This is a genomic window from Frankia sp. Mgl5 (assembly GCF_023242985.1).
In the GTDB taxonomy this organism is placed as follows: domain Bacteria; phylum Actinomycetota; class Actinomycetes; order Frankiales; family Frankiaceae; genus Parafrankia; species Parafrankia soli.
Genome location: NZ_JALKFY010000005.1, coordinates 14,575 through 34,106, shown reverse-complemented (window position 1 = coordinate 34,106; position 19,532 = coordinate 14,575). Strand labels below are relative to the sequence as shown.

Annotated in this window: 16 protein-coding genes; 12 read left to right on the top strand and 4 right to left on the bottom strand. The window is 70.8% G+C overall.

Features of this window, described 5'->3' with window-relative positions; genetic code table 11:
* Positions 1 to 1,441: 1,441 nt before the first annotated feature.
* The 5 genes from MXD62_RS03735 to MXD62_RS03715 all read left to right on the top strand — a co-directional run bounded on the left by MXD62_RS03735 (position 1,442) and on the right by MXD62_RS03715 (position 7,804).
* Positions 1,442 to 2,395, top strand: a complete 954-nt coding sequence (locus tag MXD62_RS03735; protein WP_020461447.1) for an ABC transporter permease — start codon at positions 1,442 to 1,444, stop codon at positions 2,393 to 2,395.
* Entirely contained in the window at positions 2,392 to 3,291 is a 900-nt protein-coding gene (locus MXD62_RS03730; RefSeq protein WP_248828016.1) for an ABC transporter permease, read from the top strand. Before MXD62_RS03735 ends, MXD62_RS03730 begins: the two co-directional genes overlap by 4 nt.
* Positions 3,292 to 3,466: 175 nt before the next feature.
* Positions 3,467 to 5,038, top strand: coding sequence for an ABC transporter substrate-binding protein (locus MXD62_RS03725; protein ID WP_248828015.1), 1,572 nt, complete (start codon positions 3,467 to 3,469; stop codon positions 5,036 to 5,038).
* Between the two features lie 38 nt (positions 5,039 to 5,076).
* Positions 5,077 to 6,090, top strand: coding sequence for an ABC transporter ATP-binding protein (locus MXD62_RS03720; RefSeq protein WP_248828014.1), 1,014 nt, complete (start codon positions 5,077 to 5,079; stop codon positions 6,088 to 6,090).
* Positions 6,080 to 7,804 carry an ABC transporter ATP-binding protein gene (locus tag MXD62_RS03715; RefSeq protein ID WP_248828013.1) on the top strand — a complete coding sequence of 575 codons (1,725 nt, stop codon included), beginning with the start codon at positions 6,080 to 6,082 and terminating at the stop codon, positions 7,802 to 7,804. Before MXD62_RS03720 ends, MXD62_RS03715 begins: the two co-directional genes overlap by 11 nt.
* 148 nt (positions 7,805 to 7,952) lie before the next feature.
* Here MXD62_RS03715 and MXD62_RS03710 read toward each other — a convergent pair whose 3' ends face one another.
* The gene (locus tag MXD62_RS03710; protein WP_071063271.1) at positions 7,953 to 8,618 is read right to left on the bottom strand and encodes a nitroreductase family protein; all 666 of its coding nucleotides are present in this window, start codon (positions 8,616 to 8,618) and stop codon (positions 7,953 to 7,955) included.
* Positions 8,619 to 8,775: 157 nt separating this feature from the next.
* A complete protein-coding gene (locus MXD62_RS03705; protein ID WP_248828012.1) occupies positions 8,776 to 9,639 on the bottom strand; it encodes an alpha/beta fold hydrolase in 864 nt (287 codons plus the stop codon).
* Between the two features lie 25 nt (positions 9,640 to 9,664).
* On the opposite strand from MXD62_RS03705, the gene MXD62_RS03700 reads away from it, so the two are divergent.
* Positions 9,665 to 10,840 (top strand): amidohydrolase family protein, encoded by a 1,176-nt coding sequence (locus MXD62_RS03700; protein WP_248828011.1) that lies wholly within the window; start codon positions 9,665 to 9,667, stop codon positions 10,838 to 10,840.
* Positions 10,841 to 10,945: 105 nt separating this feature from the next.
* The gene (locus tag MXD62_RS03695) at positions 10,946 to 12,427 is read left to right on the top strand and encodes a CoA-acylating methylmalonate-semialdehyde dehydrogenase (RefSeq protein ID WP_248828010.1); all 1,482 of its coding nucleotides are present in this window, start codon (positions 10,946 to 10,948) and stop codon (positions 12,425 to 12,427) included.
* Positions 12,428 to 12,563: 136 nt separating this feature from the next.
* Here the strand turns inward: MXD62_RS03695 and MXD62_RS03690 are convergent, their stop codons facing one another.
* Together MXD62_RS03690 and MXD62_RS03685 are read right to left on the bottom strand one after the other, a co-directional pair.
* Positions 12,564 to 13,370 carry a CoA ester lyase gene (locus tag MXD62_RS03690; RefSeq protein ID WP_248828009.1) on the bottom strand — a complete coding sequence of 269 codons (807 nt, stop codon included), beginning with the start codon at positions 13,368 to 13,370 and terminating at the stop codon, positions 12,564 to 12,566.
* A 50-nt stretch (positions 13,371 to 13,420) separates the two neighbouring features.
* Positions 13,421 to 13,930 carry a MaoC family dehydratase gene (locus MXD62_RS03685; protein WP_248828008.1) on the bottom strand — a complete coding sequence of 170 codons (510 nt, stop codon included), beginning with the start codon at positions 13,928 to 13,930 and terminating at the stop codon, positions 13,421 to 13,423.
* A 527-nt stretch (positions 13,931 to 14,457) separates the two neighbouring features.
* Here MXD62_RS03685 and MXD62_RS03680 point away from each other — a divergent pair.
* The 5 genes from MXD62_RS03680 (at position 14,458) to MXD62_RS03660 (ending at position 19,396) form a co-directional block, all read left to right on the top strand.
* Positions 14,458 to 15,231, top strand: a complete 774-nt coding sequence (locus MXD62_RS03680) for a sugar phosphate isomerase/epimerase (protein ID WP_248828007.1) — start codon at positions 14,458 to 14,460, stop codon at positions 15,229 to 15,231.
* 28 nt (positions 15,232 to 15,259) lie between these two features.
* The gene (locus MXD62_RS03675; RefSeq protein ID WP_248828006.1) at positions 15,260 to 16,084 is read left to right on the top strand and encodes a TetR/AcrR family transcriptional regulator; all 825 of its coding nucleotides are present in this window, start codon (positions 15,260 to 15,262) and stop codon (positions 16,082 to 16,084) included.
* A gap of 37 nt (positions 16,085 to 16,121) precedes the next feature.
* Positions 16,122 to 16,916 carry an SDR family NAD(P)-dependent oxidoreductase gene (locus MXD62_RS03670; RefSeq protein WP_248828005.1) on the top strand — a complete coding sequence of 265 codons (795 nt, stop codon included), beginning with the start codon at positions 16,122 to 16,124 and terminating at the stop codon, positions 16,914 to 16,916.
* Positions 16,917 to 17,401: 485 nt separating this feature from the next.
* Positions 17,402 to 18,634 (top strand): IS110 family transposase, encoded by a 1,233-nt coding sequence (locus MXD62_RS03665; protein ID WP_248828004.1) that lies wholly within the window; start codon positions 17,402 to 17,404, stop codon positions 18,632 to 18,634.
* A 54-nt stretch (positions 18,635 to 18,688) separates the two neighbouring features.
* Positions 18,689 to 19,396, top strand: a complete 708-nt coding sequence (locus MXD62_RS03660) for a class I SAM-dependent methyltransferase (RefSeq protein WP_368862310.1) — start codon at positions 18,689 to 18,691, stop codon at positions 19,394 to 19,396.
* Positions 19,397 to 19,532: the final 136 nt, after the last annotated feature.

The window sequence follows — 19,532 nt, the reverse complement described above, 5'->3', positions numbered from 1 at the left end:
GCGACGGACGCCACGGGCGGCCCGCCCTGATGGCAGTCGCCGGGGGCGGTCCCCGGGAACGGCCACCCGGGTGCGGCCCCCGACCCGGAGCCAGGCGGCGGGCCGGCCCGCCGTCGGTGGTCCCGGCCGGAGACGACCGAAAGCCGACCACCGGCCCGCATTGCGCGTTCCGGGTGGGATCGCGCCCGGCGGTATTCACCCGCCGCCGGCCGACTCCCCGCCACGGCACTACCCGGCGATCCGGGACGGAATCATTCAACCAATTAGCTTCTGGCGGCCCCGAGGCCGTCAGCCGCTTCCCGAGCGGGCCGGATCCGGCCTTCATGCGGGGTTCCCGAGAAGCGCCACCGCGGCTCGACCGGTGTTGCAATAAATACCGGAGCCTTATTTCCCGATGATCGTTTCAGGCCGCCCGACCAGGCCGAACCAGGGCATATATCTGCCCGATTCTCCCCGTTCTCGGCTCGACAGAGTCCCGTTCCCGGCGGGTGCGCGGGCGCGGACCCGCCGCGCCGGGCGACCTCGAACCGCCGCGGCCGCCGCGCCGCGGCAGGGCCGCCGGCCGGGCCTGGCGGACGGCCGGTACCGGGGGCCACCACCGCCGGTGCCGCTCGGCGGGGACCGGACCGGGACGGCCCCAGCCCGGCCGCCCACGCACCCAAAACCGCTGTACCGCCGAGTCCCGGCGGGTACCGCCGGCCCGACACCGCCCGCCGCCGGGCCGGCCGACGCGGCGCCCCGGCGCCGCCGATCGTGTCGGTCGTGCCGATCCGGCACCACGGGGCAGCCCGACCATGCGCTCCCGGCCATGCCGGGCCACCCCGCGCCCGCGGCGCCGCGGGCGCGGGCGTCCTCGCGACACGCACGACCCCTACCGCCGCCGCACCCGGACCCGGCCGCATCCGGCCGTGATGGAAATCACGGGATCTTCGTTTCAGCACCCGGCCGGAGAGTTCCACAGCCCCTTTCCACCGCGACGATCAGTGGCCTGGGTCACTGTTACCCCCGCATCACCCGAACGACGAGAGCTTCCTCACAGCAACATGCGCGAGCCGTCGCCGACACCGCCCGACACCGCGCAAAAGAATACCTGGAAAAGCATTCTCCCAAGGACCGGAAACATACGCAGAACGGCGTTTTCAGAACGACGATATATGGGTTCCCTCCACCGGAACGACGTGTCCGATATGTCGCGACCGCGGCTGGATCCACAAGATCAACATCGCCGGGGGGCGCCACCACGCCCTACTCTGGCCAACGATGGGCTGGTCAGTGACGGTGCGGACGGAGGTGACACCGGGACACCGAAATGTTGGCAACGGCGTGATCACCAGCTATAACTCTGTCCGAGAGATATCGGCGTATTCGCCGTCGGTGACGTAACGCAGACCGGTTCAGTCGTTGTCCGCCCGACCTTCGAAGGATCAAGGAAGCGAGCTGCATGCTGCTCACTGTTGCGAGACGTGTAGGCCGTAGCCTGCTGGTCGTCTTACTCGTGACCATGGGGGCCGTGGCGCTACTGAGCCTGGCTCCGGGGTCGGCTGCCTCCGTCATCCTGGGGGAGAACGCGACACCGGACGCCATAGCCGCGCTGAACGCGAAGCTGGGACTCGACCGGCCCCTGTGGTCGCAGTACACGCACTGGCTCGGCAACGCCGTCACCGGCGACCTGGGCACCTCCCCGGTGACCAACCAGCCGGTCTTGGACGCGATCGTCGAGCGGCTGCCGGTCACCCTGCAGCTCGCCGCGATGGCTCTGGTCTTCGCGCTGCTCGTCGCCGTGCTGCTGGCGGTGGTGTCCGCAAGCTGGCCGGGCACTCCGATCGACCGGGCGATCACCGCACTGTCCTCGGTGTTCCTCTCCGTACCCGCCTTCATCGCGGGCCCGGTCATGATCTACTTCTTCGCGTTGCAGGCCGGGTGGTTCCCGGTGACGGGCTGGTCTCGCATCAGCGAGGGCCTCGGAGACAACCTCCGCAGCGCCATCCTGCCCGTCCTCGCGATCTCCCTGACCGAGATCGCGTCCTTCCACCGGCTGCTGCGCACCGACCTGGTCGGCACACTGCGCGAGGACTTCATCGGGGCGGCCCGCGCCAAGGGCATGAGCCCGTCCTACGTGATGTCCCGCCACGCCCTGCGGCCGTCGTCGTTCTCCCTGGTCACCCTCGTGGGCATCAACCTGGGCCGACTGATCGGCGGCACGGTGATCGTGGAGTCCCTGTTCTCGCTGCCGGGCCTGGGCCAGCTCGTCGTCTACTCGATCACTGCCCGCGACATCATCACCGTTCAGGGCATCGTCGTGTTCATCGCCGTGGTCTACGTGGTCATCAACATGCTCGTGGATCTCAGTTACGGCTGGCTCGACCCGCGCGTCAGGAAGGCTGCCAACGCATGACCACCCCCGACGTGGTGGACCGCGAGGTCCACTTACCGCCGGCCCCGGCGCTGGACACGCCGATCGTCCCGGCGGTGCGAAAGCCCCGCTCGATCCTGGTGTACCTGGCCTACGCCTGGCTGATCGCGGTGATCGCGCTCGCCGCGCTGGCGGACGTGCTGCCGCTGGCGTCGTACTCCATTCCCATCGGGAAGCCGCGCCAGGGACCGGATTTCAGCTCGTTCGACCTGTGGCTGGGCACCGACCAGCAGGGCCGGTCGATCCTGTCACGGAGTGTGTACGGAGCGCGGGTCTCTCTCCTGGTCGGAACCGTGGCGGGCCTCATCGGGGCCGTCATCGGAACCCTGCTGGGCATGCTCGCCGGCTACCTCGGCAAGGCCGTCGACTGGATCATCCGGCTGATCACCGACGCGATGCTGGCGTTCCCGCCGCTGATCCTGCTCCTGGCGCTGTCGTCCATCCTCACGCCGAGCGTGCGGACGCTGCTGGTCGGCCTGACGCTGCTGATCATCCCGACGTTCGTCCGGCTCGCGCTGGCGAACACCCTCGCCTGGTCGTCCCGCGAGTTCGTCACCGCCGCCCGCAACATGGGCGCGGGGCACACGCGGATCCTGGTGAAGGAGATCCTGCCGAACCTGCTGCCGCCGCTGGGCGCGTTCCTGCCGGTCGTGATGGCCGCGCTGATCGTCGCCGAAGGGTCGCTGAGCTTCCTGGGGATGGGCATCCCGCCGCCCCAGCCCAGCTGGGGCGGCATGATCTCCGACGGCAAGGAGGCCATCGCCGACTCCCCGCACATGGTGCTGGTGCCGGCGCTCATCATCTTCTTCACCGTCTTCGCGCTGAACCAGGCGGGCGACCACCTGCGCAGCCGCTTCGACCGCACGATGCGCGACTGACGACGCGCCGTGCAGGACGCGCGACCTGGCGCGTCCCATTGGGCGTGCGCGACTCCACTGGCCCTTCCCAGCGCGCACCGCTCCGGCCGTGAACGAACGGCGTTGCCCCCACCTGTCGTTCACACGGCCATCCGCTCCACACTCTCTGCATTTAAATGCTGACGAAAGGTCACCGATGTTCCGTAAGTCCCGGTTAGTCGCCACCGCTGTCGTGTGCGGCGCGGCACTCGCCCTGGGGGCCTGTGGTGGTGGAGGCGGTGACGACACCGCCTCGTCGACGAGCGGCCCCGCGGGCCAGCCGGTCGCCGGCGGCGAGGGCCGGATCCTGCTGCTGAGCGACCCGCGCAGCCTGGACCCGGCAGTCCTGAGCAACCAGGCCGCGATCACCGCCCCCGTCGGCAACGCGCTGTATGGCACGCTGATGATCACCGACGAGGCCGGCAAGGTCAAGTACACGATGGCCGAGTCGTTCGACACGACTGACAAGGGCAAGACCTTCACCCTGAAGCTGAAGCCCGGCCTGGTGTTCTCGGACGGCACCCCGCTCAACGCGGAGGCCGTCAAGTTCAACTGGGACCGCATCAAGGACCCGACCGTCGGCTCCTCCTACGTCGTGGACGCGCGGATGATCGAGTCGACCGAGGTGGTCGACGACGTCACGCTGAAGGCCACGATGGTCAGCCCCGTGCCGGCGTACGCCCAGGCCGTCCTGAACTCGTCGATGAACTGGATCGCCTCGCCCGCGGCCCTGAAGGCGGGCCGGGACTCCTTCGACAAGAAGCCGATCGGCGCCGGGCCGTTCACCCTGGAGAGCTGGACCCGCCAGGCTGACATCAAGTTCGTCAAGAACCCCAAGTACTGGGACGCGCCCAAGCCCTACCTGGACCGCCTCACCATGCGCTCGGCGACCGACGCCACCCAGCGCCTCAACACGGTGATCAGCGGTGGCGCCGACATCGCGATCGACACGAACACGGTCAACATCGACAAGGCTGAGACGTCCGATCTCAGCGCCGTCGTGACCACCCTCAGCGGCGGCAACTTCATGACGTTCAACTCGCGCCGGGCGCCGTTCGACGACATCCGCGCCCGCCAGGCGGTGTCGGCGGCGATCGACCTCGACGCACTCAACCTCGCCGCCTACAACGGCACCGGCGCCGTGCCCGACACCCTGTTCGACAAGGGCTCGCCCTTCTTCTCGGACACACCGCTGCACAAGACGGACAAGGCACTCGCCCAGAAGCTCTTCGACGAGCTCGCCGCCGACGGCAAGCCGGTGAAGTTCACCTTCTCCAGCTTCCCGTCCTCGGAGAACAAGGCGATCGCGGAGAACGTCCAGGCCCAGCTGAGCGCCTACAAGAACGTCACGGTCTCCGTCAAGATCGTCGACATCGGTCAGGTCGCGGCGCTGCGCACGACCTTCGACTTCGACCTGCTCGTCTCGTCGGCCGCCTTCCAGGACCCGGAGCCGCGGCTGTGGTCGGCCTTCAGCCAGGACTCCGTGGCGAACCTGTCCGGAGTCAAGGACAAGGAGCTCTCCGACGCCCTGCTCGCGGGCCGGACGGCGACAACGGACGCGGACCGCAAGGCCGCCTACGCGACGGTGCAGGACCGGCTGGCCGAGCTGAGCCCGGTCCTGTTCTACCTGCGGACGACGAACGCGGCCATCGGCACCGCCAAGGTCGGCGGGATCGTCCAGTACGGCAGCGGCTCGCTGCTGGTCGAGGAACTCTGGATCAAGAAGTAGCCGTAGGTCCGGAGGATGGATGAGAGGTCCCTGCGCCCATGAGTACTGATCCTGTCCTGCAGGTGCGCAACCTGCGCGCCTACATCGGCACCCCGCGTGGAGTCGTGCGCGCCGTCGACGACGTCTCCCTCGACCTCGACTCCGCCCAGGCCATGGGCGTGGTCGGGGAGTCCGGGTCCGGCAAGTCGGTGATGGCCCGCGCGATCATGGGCCTGATGCCGGCGCGGTCCGGGTGCTCCGGCCAGGTGGTGTTCCAGGGCCGGGACCTGCTCACCCTCCCCCGCAAGCAACGCGCCGAGATCTGGGGCAAGCAGATCGCCATGGTGTTCCAGGACCCGGGGCGATCGCTCAACCCGGTGGTCCGGGTGGAACGGCAGCTCACCGAGGGAATGCGCAAGCACCTCGGCGTCGGCCGCTCCGAAGCACGCGGTCGGGCCCTCGACCTCCTCCGGGAGGTCGGGGTGCCCGACCCCGAGCGGCGCCTGCGCAACTACCCGCACGAGCTCTCCGGCGGCATGCGGCAGCGAGTCATGATCGCCACCGCGCTCGCCTGCGAGCCGACACTGCTCATCGCCGACGAGCCGACCACGGCGCTGGACGTGACCGTCCAGCGCCAGATCCTCGACCTGTTACGCCGGGTCCAGCGCAATCACGGAATGTCCATGATTCTGATCAGCCACGACCTGGCGGTCGTCGCCGGTCGCACCGACCGGGTCGCGGTGATGTACGCGGGGCGCCTGGCCGAGGCCGGGGCCACCCGGCAGGTCTTCGAGGCCCCCCGGCACCGGTACACCCACGCGCTGCTCGAGGCGACCCCGACCATCGACCACGAGCGGCACGCACCGATGCGGCTCATCCAGGGCTCGCTGCCCAACCCCATCGACCCGCCCCCCGGATGCCGGTTCGCCGCGCGCTGCGGGCACGTCGACCCCAAGTGCGCCGACCCCGGGCCGCAGATGGTCTCCGTCGGCGCGGATCACGATGTCGCCTGCATCAGCCCGGTGCAGGACGGCGCCGCGGTCGTCCCTGGAGGTGAGCTCGTTGGCCGGTAGCGGAACCGCCCATCTGCGCGGCGAGGATGCGCTGCTCAGCGTGCGCGACCTGGTGGTCGAATATCCGACCAAGGGCGGGGTGGTCCAGGCCGTCTCCAAGGTCAGCTTCGACGTCCTGCCCGGCGAGACGCTCGGGATCGTCGGCGAGTCCGGCTGTGGGAAGTCCACGACCGGGCGCGCCGTGCTCCGGCTGGACAGGCTGACCTCCGGCCAGATCACGTTCGCCGGCGAGCGCATCGAGGGAGTCGGCGAACGCCGGATGCGCGAGCTCCGCCGCTCCATCCAGATGATCTTCCAGGACCCGGTGGCGTCGCTGAACCCCCGCCGCAGCGTCAAGGACATCGTCGTCGAGGGTCTGGCGGTGGCCCGTGCCCCGGCGTCCGAACGGGCCACCGTGTCGGCGTCCGTCCTCGGACAGGTCGGGCTGGACGGCGACCGCTTCGCCGACATGCTGCCCCGCCAGCTCTCCGGCGGCCAGGCACAGCGGGTGGCGATCGGCCGCGCGCTCGCGCTGCACCCGCGGCTGCTGATCTGCGACGAGCCGGTCTCCGCGCTGGACGTCTCCGTGCAGGCGCAGATCCTCAACCTGATCGAGGAGCTGAAGGCCGAGTTCGACCTGACCGTCGTGTTCATCGCGCACGACCTCGGGGTCGTGCGGGCGGTCAGCGACGACGTCCTGGTCATGTACCTCGGCAAGGTGTGCGAGTTCGGCGACTCCGACCTGGTGTACGACCAGCCCGCCCACCCCTACACCCGGGCGCTGCTGGACTCCGTCCCGCTGACCGACCCGGAGCGCGGCTTCACCGGCCCCGCGTTGGAGGGCGACCTGCCCTCCCCGCTGTCCCCGCCGACGGGATGCCGTTTCCGCACCCGGTGCCCGTTGGCCGAGGAGCGCTGCGCCGCCGAGGAGCCGGAGATCCGCGAGGTCCGCCCGGGCCAGTACGTCGCCTGCCACTTCCCGCTGACCTCACCGCTGGCCGAATCGGCGGCCGCGGCAGCGGCCACGGAGGTGGCCACACCGGTCACCGCCACCCTGACCGAGACCACGCCCGACGCCACCGAGCCCCCGGCGAGCGAGCTCACAGCCACCGCACCCGAGGCCACCGAGCCCCCGGTCACCGAAGAGCCCCCGGTCGCCGAGCCCGCGGCCACCAAGTCGGTGACGGCCGAGCCCGCGGCCACCAAGCTCACGCCCGGCGAACCGGCGACCGCGACGGCGGCGGAGCCCACGGCTGTCGAGTCCAAGGTCGCCGAGCCCGTGGTGGCCGAGCCCGCGCCCGCCACGTCGGTGACCGCCGAGCCTGCACTCGCCAAGGCCGCCGCGGCACCCGCCACCACGGCCCCTGCCAGCACGGGCGACGAGGCGGCGGCCGCGGACGACCAGGCGGCGGTCGACCCGCCGACGGTCGAATCGGCCGCCGGTGAGCAGACCGCGACCGAGGCCTCGACGAAGCCGACCACCGACGAGTCAGTGGCGGCCGGGACCGCCGCCGTGCCAACCCCGGCCACCGACGACCCGGCCACGGCCGAGACCGCGGCGACGCCGAGTGGCACCGCGGCGCCCGCGAGCACCGAGCCTCCCACGGCTACAGCGACCACGGAGCAGGCCACGGACGCTGGTGACCCACCCACCGTCGAGACGACCGTGAGCGACGACGTGGACGGCGGCGCAGCCGGGGAGACGAAGAAGACCTCTGGGGGCACCACCGCCTGACCTGGAGCCGATCCCGGAAATCTGGGATCGGCTCCGGCAACGCCGCATCAGACCTCGGTCTGCGCCTGGGGCCTCGCTTGCCGGAGGCCCCAGGCGGTGGCACGTACGTCGGGCGAGATGAGCCGTCAGCGAGGACACACCTCGGGCGTCACCCGTTGAGCAGGGGATTGTCCCAGGTGTCGAGGGCGGCGACCTTGTGCAGCGGACGGCGGCGGACCGGTCCGTGCTTGCCCACCGGCCAGCCGACGGACACCAGCGAGGCGATCCGCCATTCGTCCGGGATACCGACGACGGCACGCAGTTTCTCCTCAGCGAAGGTGAACCACGTGCTCGGGACGGTGCCCAGGCCCTCGGCGCGCGCGGCGAGCAGGAAGTTCTGCATCGCCGGGTAGATGGAGCCGCCCTCGATGAACTCGGGCACGAAGCCCGTCAGCCGGTAGCAGAACAGCACGTAGACGGGCACGCTCTCGAAGTTGTCGACGAGGTGCAGCATCGTGCGGGTCAGCCGGGCCTCGCGCGAGTCGTCGTCGGGCGCCGGCCGCTCGTCGGCCTGGCCGTAGATGGTGCGGACCCAGTCCCACCCCTCACGGAACGCCGGGCCGAGCACGGCGCGGACCTCCGGGGAGCGCAGCACGACGAACCGCCAGGACTGGGCGTTGGACCCCGACGGCGCCCAGGTCGCCGCCTCCAGGCAGCGGGCGAGCACCTCGTCGGAGACCGGGTCGGGCCGGAAGCGGCGCAGCGAGCGCGCGGTACGCATGGCCTCGCGGAGCTCGATGGCGGGCGCGGCGGATCCCGGCTCCAGATCACTCATTCGGCAACTACTCCTCTGGTCCGACCCGCGACGGGCATGGCGATATGTCAACCTTCACCACACCCGTGACGCGCGTCAAACCGCCCGGAGCCCACGGCCCGCGGCGGGGAGCCGGCGGCGCTCCCGGCGGAGCGCCGCCGTGTACCGCGAACCTCGATCAGGCCAGATTCCGGTCAGCCCATTCCAGCAGTACGGGGGCGAGCTTCGGCCAGTTGAAGAACAGGCCTTCCTTCGCCGCCTCCGGAGTGTGCCGGTCGTTCCATTCAGTGTCGCTCCACGGCGGCTCCTTGAGCTCCGCCCTGGGCAGCAGCTGCGCGATCTGCTCGGAGGTCTCCCGCCGGTGGTGAATATCGCTGACGCCGCTGCGCAGGACAAGCGCCGGGATGTCGAGCTTGCGTGCGTCGTCATCGGGAAGGCCGGGCACGAGCTCGCCTTCCCGCGGGCAGTAGACCGACATCCAGCGTTCCATGGTGGCCAGGAACTCCTGGCGGTCCTGGTCGAGAATGCGCTGACGGTTCCCCGGGTTACGGGTGATGGGCTCGTTCCATTCCGGGAGAGCGGCCACCGCCTCCATTCCGTCGTTCCAGGCGGCGGTGAACGAGCCGCTGCCGTAGTGGACGCCGATGCTCATCAGACCGTAGACGCCACCGCTGAGCCACCAGATCGCCAGGCCGGAGGCGATGTCCCGGTGCCGCGCGGCCGTGAGCAGCGACACCCTGGAGCCGCCCGAGCCACCCGCGATGACCGTGGGCCCGAGGTCGAGATGCCTGATCAGCGCGGCGAGCGTGTCCGCCTGCATCTCCGACTCGGACGTCCCGTCGAAGCTGACGTCGGACTCACCGGTGTTGGGCCGGTCCCAGATCAGGGCCCGCCGGCCGGTCCGCGCGATCTCCTGGGCGAGCTCACGAATACCCGGCGTGTCCTTGCTGTAACGACCACCTGGCGTGATCGCCCAGGGCTGGCCCGTCTCGCCGATCAACTCGTAGGCGACCGATAACCCGTTAACTGTTGCTCGTGTCATGAGTCACATATTAACATCGACATCCATGTCGATATCTTTGAAAGAGAGCAACCTGTTCATCGTCGATGCGGATTCGCACTGGTCAGAGCCCCCGGATCTGTTCACCAAGCGCGCACCGGCTGCATACCGTGACCGGGTGCCTCGCGTAGAGGATGTCGACGGCACCCCGATGTGGGTCTTCGACGGTAAGCCTGTCGGGCGTTTCAGCGCAGCCGGTGTCATCGGCCGCGACGGCCACAAGGAGAGCGCGGACACCGCGCTGCACCACTGGACGATCGACCAGGTCCACGTCGGCGCCTACGACCCGGCCGTCCGCCTGGGCGTACTCGACGAGTGCGGCATCGACGCGCAGATCATCTTCCCGAGCACGATCGGCCTCGGCGGCCAGGACCTGGGTGCGGCCAGTGACCCCGCGCTGACCCGGCTCTCGGTCGAGATCTACAACGACGCCATGGCCGAGATCCAGAGCGACTCGGGGAACCGGTTGTTACCCCTGCCCCTCATGCCGGCCTGGGACGTCGACCTGTGCGTCGCCGAGGCCCGCCGGGTCCACGCCCTCGGCGCACGCGGGGTCAACATGACCTCGGACCCGCAGGACCTGGGCGCCCCCGACCTCGCCAACCCGGCCTGGGACCCGTTCTGGGAGGTGTGCACCGAACTGCAACTGCCGGTCCACTTCCACATCGGGGCCAGCGTGACCACGATGACGTTCTACGGTAAGTACCCGTGGCCGTCACACGACAACAACACCAAGCTCGCCATCGGCGGCACACTGCTGTTCATCGGGAACGCACGGGTGGTGACGAATCTGATCCTCTCCGGGATCTTCGACCGGCACCCCGACCTGAAGACGGTGTCGGTGGAGAGCGGTGTCGGCTGGATCCCGTTCATCCTCGAGGCGTTGGACTACGAGATGTCCGAGAACGCTCCCGAGGAGCTCGGCCGGATGCGCAAGCCGCCGTCCGAGTACTTCCGGAGCAACATCTACGCCACGTTCTGGTTCGAGAAGAACCGGAACAAGCTCCCGGCACTGATCGACGCGGTCGGCGAGGACAACATCCTCTTCGAGACGGACTTCCCCCACCCGACCTGCCTCTACCCTGACCCGCTGGGCACCGTCGAGCCGAAGCTGGCCACGTTGTCTCCGCAGGCCCGGGCGAAGATCCTGGGAGAGAACGCCCGCAGGCTGTACCGCCTCTGATCCACCGTCCGGGGCGACCGGGGGACCTGCCCCGATCGTCCCGGTGCGTCATGTCCACGCCACAATCGGCCATCCGAGCAGGATGCGAGTCAGGAGTAGGAACGCGTGAAGACGATCGGGCACTGGATCAATGGCAAGTCCGCCCCCTCGGCCTCCGGTCGCGTCGGCCGCGTCTTCGACCCGGCCCGCGCAGTGCAGACCGGGGAGGTCACCCTCGCCTCCACCTCGGAGGTCGACGACGTCGTGCGCGTCGCCCGGGAGGCCGCCGTGAGCTGGGGCGCGTCCTCGCTCAGCAACCGCGCGACGCTGCTGTTCCGGCTGCGCGAGCTGCTCGACGCCAGCCGTGACGAGCTCGCCGCGGCCGTCGCCGCCGAGCACGGCAAGGTGCACTCCGACGCGCTCGGCGAGGTCGCCCGCGGCATCGAGTGCGTCGAGTTCGCCTGCGGCATCCCCCACCTGCTGAAGGGCTCACACAGCTCGGAGGTCTCCCGGGGCGTCGACGTCCACACCGAACTGCACCCGGTCGGCGTGGTCGCGGGCATCACCCCGTTCAACTTCCCGGTCATGGTGCCGCTGTGGATGCTGGCCAACGCGGTGGCGACCGGTAACACCTTCATCCTGAAGCCGTCGGAGAAGGACCCGTCGGCCTCGCTGATCCTGGCCGACCTGGTCACCCGGGCCGGCTTCCCCGACGGCGTGTTCAACGTCCTGCAGGGCGACGCCGAGGCGGTGCGCGCCCTGCTCACCCACCCCGGGGTGGACGCCATCTCGTTCGTCGGCAGCACCCCGGTGGCCCGCTCCATCTACGAGACGGGCACCGCCGCCGGCAAGCGGGTGCAGGCCCTCGGCGGCGCGAAGAACCACATGGTCGTGCTGTCCGACGCCGACATCGAGTCGGCCGCGAACGCCGCCATCTCGGCCGGTTACGGGTCCGCCGGTGAGCGCTGCATGGCGATCTCGGTCGTGGTCGCGGTCGGCGCGGTCGCCGACCCGCTGGTCGACGCGATCGCGGCGCGCATCCCCGACGTGGTCGTCGGCCCGGCCTCCGACGAGGCGTCCCAGATGGGCCCGCTGATCACCGCCGAGCACCGCGACCGGGTCCGGTCCTACGTCCAGGGCGCGACCGACGAGGGCGCCCGCGTCGTCGTCGACGGCTCCGCCGGCCGCGACGAGGGCTACTTCGTCGGCTGCTCGCTGCTCGACGGCGTCAAGCCGGGCATGCGCGTCTACGACGACGAGATCTTCGGCCCGGTCCTGAGCGTGGTGCGGGTGGACAGCTACGACGAGGCCATCGAGCTGATCAACAGCAACCAGTACGGCAACGGCGTGGCGCTGTTCACCCGGGACGGCGGCGCCGCCCGCCGCTTCACCCGCCAGGTCGACGTCGGCATGATCGGGATCAACGTGCCGATCCCGGTGCCGGTCGCCTGGCACTCGTTCGGCGGCTGGAAGGCGTCCATCTTCGGGGACGCCCCGATCTACGGCCCGGAGGGAATCCGCTTCTACACCCGGCCGAAGGTCGTCACCTCGAGGTGGCCCGAGTCGACCCCCACCGCCGTCGACCTGGTCTTCCCCGCGAACCGCTGACACCCCGGCAGCCGGGGGGCGGGGCGCGCAGCGCCCCCTCCCCCGGCGCCCGGCCGGGGGAGTGCCGTACCAGTCAGACGCCCGCCCCGCGCACGATCCGGCGGGCGGAGAATCTGGCGGGCAGGCGTCCGCCCGGCTAGGCGTCCGCCCGGCGCAGGATCTGGCGGGCCTGCGCGACCAGCGGCGCGTCGATCATCTGGCCGTCGAGCAGGAAGACGGCACTGCCCTCGCTGCCCTTCACCACCCGCCGGGCCCAGGCGACGTCCTCGTCGGACGGCTGGAACGCCCGGCGGACGACGGCCGCCTGCGAGGGATGGATGCACGCCTTGGCCACGAAGCCGGACGCGACGGCCTCGTCGGCCTCCGCGGCAAGGCCGGCGACGTCGGCGACGTCCAGGAAGACCGTGTCGATCGCCGGCACGCCGGAGGCGGCGGCGTGCAGCAGGACGGTGGACTTGGCGTGCCGCGCGACGTCGCGGTACCGCCCGTCGGGCAGCCGGCTCGAGCTGCCGCCGAGCGACGCCATCAAATCCTCCGCGCCCCACATCACGCCCGCCAGGTTCCGCGCGCGCACCACCTCGGCGCTGGCGAGAACCCCGCGCGCCGTCTCGCACAGCGCGACCACCCGGTAGGGGTCCGCTTCCTCGACCTCGCGGACGTCCTCGGTCTTCGCCAGCATGATCGTGCGGTACTCGGTACGGGCGAGGGCACGGATGTCCTCGTCGTAGTCGGCGGTCGACCGCGGGTTCACCCGGACGATCACGCGCGCCGGGTCCACGGGGTGCTCGACGAGCGCCGTGCGGGCCTCGGGGCGCCGCGCGGGCGCCACCGCGTCCTCGAGATCGAGGATCACGGTGTCCGCGGCCGCCAGGGCCTTCTCGTACCGGTCCGGCCGGTCCGCCGGGCAGAACAGAAGCGATGATCCCAGTGCCCAGTCGGTCACGCTGTCTCCCACCTTGAAACTCCTGGCAGAACCCTCGACCACCGGATACGTCAGCCGGCGTCCGGGCCGGCAGGCTCCCCGCCGGCGCCCTCACCGGCCGGCAGGCGCAGCATCAGCGCGGTCCGCTCGGCCTGCGCCACGAGCACACCGCGCTGGTTGCGGGCCCGGTGCACGAGGACGACGATGCCGTTCGCCGGCCGGGAGCGGGAATCCCGCTTCGACACGACCTCGGTCTCGGCGTAGATGGTGTCGCCGGCGAGGACGGGCGCCGGGAAGCTGATGGCACCGAAGCCGAGGTTCGCCACCGTCGTGCCCTGTGTCAGCTGCGGGACGCTCAGCCCGACCATGACCGACAGGGTCATCATGCTGTTCACGAGCCGCTCACCGAATTCCGTCGACGCGCTCGCGGCGGCGTCGAGATGCAGGCTCTGCGGGTTCATCGTGAGGGTGGAGAACAAAGTGTTGTCCGCCTCGCCGAGGGTACGGCCCGGGCTGTGCACGTAGATCGCGCCGGTCTGCAGCTCCTCGAAATAAAGCCCGCGCTGCTGAATTCGCGTCACATCTCCGCCTGATCTGTCTGCCCGATTTTCGCCCGCAATTTTTCGCCGACGATTTTCCGGATTACCCGTCCCGCGACGAACTGTACTGTACGGACCGGCCCGCGCGACTGTCAACGCGCGTATACGCGACCGCCGCGCCCCGGACTAACCCTTATAGCAATTTCGCGCGCGACGGTCGACCGTTAGCCGCCGATAGTGGTCGACGTCGCCCGTAGCGCACCGCCCGGCGTCGCGCACGGCCCCGACAGGGCCCGCGACTCGGCACGCGAACTTCCACCCATCATTCAAAGTGAGCGTTTCCTCTCCGATGTCAGGTCAGGCCGGACGGCACTCGTCCCACCTCCAACGAGGGGCTCCGGCGGACGGGCCGGGCGGGCACGGGGGGCAGGGGGTCTTGCGGGTTGCCCGCGTCACATGTTTACACTGACGTCAACTTTGAACGTCGGCTCGGAAGAGCCGTCATCCGGCGGACACACTGCGGCGCCGCCCCCCGGTCGCGCCGTCGGCGCACCAGGACGGGACGGGCGATGACATCGAAACCGAGAGTCGAGCTGGCGCTGACACCCGACTCGCGCTGGGACGTCGACACAGCCGGCCTCGTGGCGGCGGCCGCGGGCGCCGGGTTCGGGTCGGTCGGGCTCGCCGAGGCCAACGCCGACGCGGCCGGAGCGGCCGTCCTCGCCGCGGCGGGCCTGCGCTGCCACGAGATCCTGGCCCTGATCGTGACCGACGACGAGCAGGCCACGATCGACCAGGCTCGCCGGGTCGCGAAGGCCGCGGCCGCGGTGAACGCCCGGTGGGTCCTGACCGGCTTCCGGGTGGGGCTCGACGAGCGGAGCGGCCCGTTGATCGCCCGGTGCGCCGCGCTGTTCGCCGCCGCCGGTGCCGGGATGGCGGTGGAGTTCAGCCCGCTGGGCGGCACGAAGTCGATCGCCACCGCCGTGGACATCGTGGAGGCCGCCGGCCCCGACCGCGCGGGCGTGCTGATCGACACGTGGCACTTCTTCAACGGGGAGAGCACCTGGGAGCAGCTCGAGCAGGTGCCCCTGGACCGCATCGCCTACATCCAGTTCGACGACGCGCTCCCGCCGATCTCGCCGAACGGGATCAAGGAGACGATGCACCGCCGCGCCATGCCCGGCGAGGGGATCTTCGACCTCGAGCGGTTCGCCGCCACCCTGCTCGACCGGGGCTGGTCGGGCCTGGTCAGCGTCGAGGTGCTCAACGCCGAGCTGCGTGAGCTGCCCGTCCCCGAGTTCGCCCGCCGGGCCTACGAGACGACCGCCGGGTTCTGGCGATGACCTCGCGCCGCCCACCCGGGACGCGGGCGTGACCAGGACCGGTGCCGGCGCCGGTCCTGGAGCCGGTGCCCGTGGCGGAGCCGGCGTCGGTCCTGGCGCTACGGCCGGCGCCGGTGCCGCCGCCGACAGCCGTCCCGACGGTGGCGGCGGCCCCCGCTCGCGCCGCGGAGCCGAGACCAGGGCGCGCCTCGTCGAGGCCGCCAAGGCGGTCTTCGAGGAGAAGGGCTACCACGACACGCGGGTGGCGGACATCGCCGAGCGCGCCAGCGTGTCGCACGGGTCCTTCTACCACTACTTCGACTCGAAGGACCAGATCTTCCGGGAGGTGGCGGCGGTCATCGACGCCGCCCTCAGCGCCGGGATGGCGATCATCCTCGCCCGCAACTCGAGCATGTCGCCGCACGAGCGGCTGACCGAGGCGATCCGGGTCCACTTCGAGGCGTACCGCGCCGAGGCGCGGATCATGAGCGTGATCGAGCAGGTCTCCCGGCACGACGAGCAGGTCTACACCGTCTGGACCCAGCTGTTCGGCCGCCACTCGGACGACGTCACCCACTCCATCGAGCAGCTCCAGCGCCACCGGCTCGCCGACCCCGACCTCGACCCGGCCGTCGCCTCGGCCGCTCTCGGCGCGATGATGTGGCGCTTCGCCGAGCAGTGGCTCGTGCAGGGCCAGCCCGTGTGCGACTTCGACGTCGGCGTAGCGCAGATCACCAGGCTGTTCGTGAACGCGCTCCAGTTGCGCGACCCCACGGGGATCCCCCACGACGAGCCGCGGCGGCCCCCGGCACAGCCCGGGAGCACGGGCGGCGCGGGCGGCACGGGCGATCCGGCCTCGTCCGCCCACCGGTGAAGGAGACCAGACGGATGCGCACCCCCGGCGACAACGCGTGACCACACCGACGACCGACCTGCTGGACCTGACCGGCCGGGTGGCCGTTGTCACCGGCGGCGGGACGGGCATCGGGGCGGCGGCGGCGCGGTTGCTCGCCGCCCACGGCGCCGACGTGGCGATCGCCGCGCGCACCGTCGACGACCTGGAGCGGACCGCGGCGGACATCCGGGCCGCCACCGGCCGCCGCTGCCTGCCCGTGCCGACGGACGTCAAGGACGAGCAACAGGTGATCCGGCTGGTGCGGCGCACCGTCGAGGAGCTCGGCCGGATCGACGTGCTGGTCAACAACGCCGGCGGCACCCGCATGGGCCCGCTCTCCTCGCTGCCGACCAGGGCCTGGGACGCCAGCTTCGACCTCAACGTGCGGGCGGCCTACTTCTGCACCCGGGAGGCCGGCCGTCACCTGGTGGCGCAGCGCTCGGGCGCGATCGTCAACATCTCCTCGGACGCCGGCCTGCACGGGGTCCGGGGCGGTGCGCACTACGCCTCGTCGAAGGCCGCGCTGCAGATGTTCACGACGGTCACCGCGGCCGAGTGGGGGCGCTACGGGGTGCGCGCCAACTGCCTCGCCGTCGGGCCGGTAGCCTCCGAGCGCGCGGTCGAGGCGTGGCGCGTCGCCGGCATCGACACGTCCGAGTTCAGCACGGCCACCCCGCTGGGCCGGCCGGGCACGCCCGCGGAGGTCGCGAACGCGATCCTCTTCTTCGCCAGCGACGCGGCGTCCTACATCACCGGGCAGACCCTCGCCGTCGACGGCGGCCCGAGCCTGGGCGGGATCCGCGACACCTGAGGCGCGGCTCAGAACCTCGTGCGTCTCCTGAGCGGACGCCGAGTCCGCCCCGGTTCGAAATCACCAGTTCATGATCGTGAATGCCGACCCAGCGGCGTCAACGTTGTTGACTATCTCATGGGTCCTGAACGGGGACCGGTTCCGGCGGCCTGACGCCTGTGCCTATCAGGACCGATCGAGGCCTCAAGCAAGACCGCGCGCCGTGCCTACCGGGCCGGTCCCCGTTCCCACCGCCAGGGTGCCTGTATGGGGCTGTCGGGCGGTGTGGTCTGGTGCTCGTGGTCCGAGCCCGCCCGTACGGATTGCCCCCTGTTCGTGCAGATCAGAGCCCTATCGAGCTCTCAAGTCGAAGACCGGGGGCCGTGCGGGTCGCTGGGGTCACGAACGGCTCATCGGATGTCGCGCCCCGAGCGCTGCCATGAGAGTGCCGCGTGCCCTGCCCAGGGCCAGGGCCTGGCCGCCGAATGAGAAGGGAGAGGCACGGGGTGAAGGTGTTCTGCGGGATCGATTGGTCTGAACGCCACCACGACGTCGCCCTGGTCGACGAGACCGGCACGCTGGTCTCACGGGCGCGGATCAGCGACGACGCCGCCGGGTTCGCCCGGCTCCTGGAGATGCTCGGCGCCGCCGGCGACAACCCCGACAGCCCGATGCCGGTGGCGCTGGAAACGCCGCGCGGGCTGCTCGTCGCAGCCCTGCGAGCGACAGGACGGCCGGTGTATGCGATCAACCCGATGGCCGCGGCCCGCTACCGCGAACGCCACTCCGTGGCCCGGGCCAAGTCCGACCACGCCGACGCGGTCATGCTCGCGAACATCCTGCGCACCGACGCCGCCGCCCATCGGACCCTGCCCGCCGACAGCGAGACGGCCCAGGCAGTGGGGGTGCTGGCCCGGGCCCAGCAGGACGCGGTCTGGCACCGCACCCGCCTCGCCAACGAACTGCGCTCCCTGCTGCGCGAGTACTACCCAGCCTTCCTGAGCCTGTTCGCCGGCAAGCCCTCCGGGGTCGCCGACCCCGTGGCCCGTGCGGTCCTGGCCGTCGCACCGACCCCGGCGGCGGCCGCCGGCTGCTCGCGACCGCGGCTGGCCGCTGCCCTGCGCCGCGCCGGCCGCAAGCGCGGGATCGACGCCTCGGTGGAGACCATCCGGACCGGGCTGCGGGCCCCGGCGCTGCGCCAGCCGCCCGCGGTGGAGGAGGCCTTCGGCAGCCAGGCGTCCGCGCTGCTGGGCATCCTGGACGCGGCCTGCCGCGCCGCCGACGACCTCGCCGACGCCACCCGCGAAGCGTTCGCCGCCCACCCCGACCACCAGGTCATCACCAGCTTCCCCGGCCTCGGGGACCTCCTCGGCGCCCGGGTCCTCGCCGAGATCGGCGACGACCGCACCCGCTTCCCCGACGCCCGCAACCTCAAGGCCTACGCCGGCTCTTCCCCCGTCACCCGCGCCTCCGGCCGCAGCCGCACCGTCGTCCACCGTCGGGTCAAGAACCAGCGGCTGGCCGCCACCGGGCATCTGTGGGCCTTCGGTGCCCTCACCAGCTCCGCCGGTGCTCGCGCCCACTACGACCGCCGTCGTGCCGGTGGCGACCGACACAATCCCGCCAGCCGCCATCTGTTCAACCGGCTCCTCAGCGCCCTGCACCACTGCCTGGCCACCGGCCAGCCCTACGACGAACAGCGGGCCTTCCCGCCGCCGCGGATGGAGGACGCCGCTTGATCACACGGGTGGACCCCCCGTCCACGAGGACACCGTTTGGGAGCATCCAGTCCCATGGAGACCTCACCACCGCCGAATCCCTACGAGGAGGCCGCCGCCGAGTACGCGGCTCACAACGAGTCGAACGTGTGGAACGCCTGCTACGAACGGCCCGCGATCCTCGCGCTCCTGCCAGAGATCTCCGGGCAGCGGGTACTCGACGCCGGGTGCGGCTCGGGCGCCCATGCCGCCGAGCTACTGAACCGTGGCGCCAGCGTCATCGGACTCGACAACAGCGCCGCCCTCCTGAAGATCGCCCACCATCGGCTCGGACCGGACGTGCCCCTGCACCTGGCCGATCTCGGTGATCCCCTGCCGCTATCCGACGCGGATGTCGACGTCGTCCTCGCCAGCCTGGTGATGCACTACCTCCAGGACTGGACACCAACGTTGCGGGAGTTCCACCGGGTGCTGCGCCCCGGGGGCACGTTCGTCATGTCGACCCACCACCCGTTCCTGGACTACACCCTGTCCGGCAGCGAGAACTACTTCGCGCACGAGCAGTGGAGCGAACCGTGGACGTTCGACGACACGACCGTGACGATGCGGTTCTGGCGGCGTCCCCTGTACGCGATCCTCGACGCCCTGACCAACACCGGGTTCACCCTCACCCGACTCAGCGAACCCCAACCCCTCCCCGAGGTCCGCAACCGAGATCCTCGGGCATGGAAGCTCCTCACCACCCAGCCACGCTTCCTCTTCCTCGCCGCCCGCCGGGACTGAGACCCGACCAGCCCACCGCACCTCGAACCCCACGACACCAAACGACTTGACGCCGTAACCCCATCGGATGTCTTGATTGTTGACCATCTTGACCTGGTCTCGGGAGGACGAAGGGAACGGCGGCGTGGGACTCGCG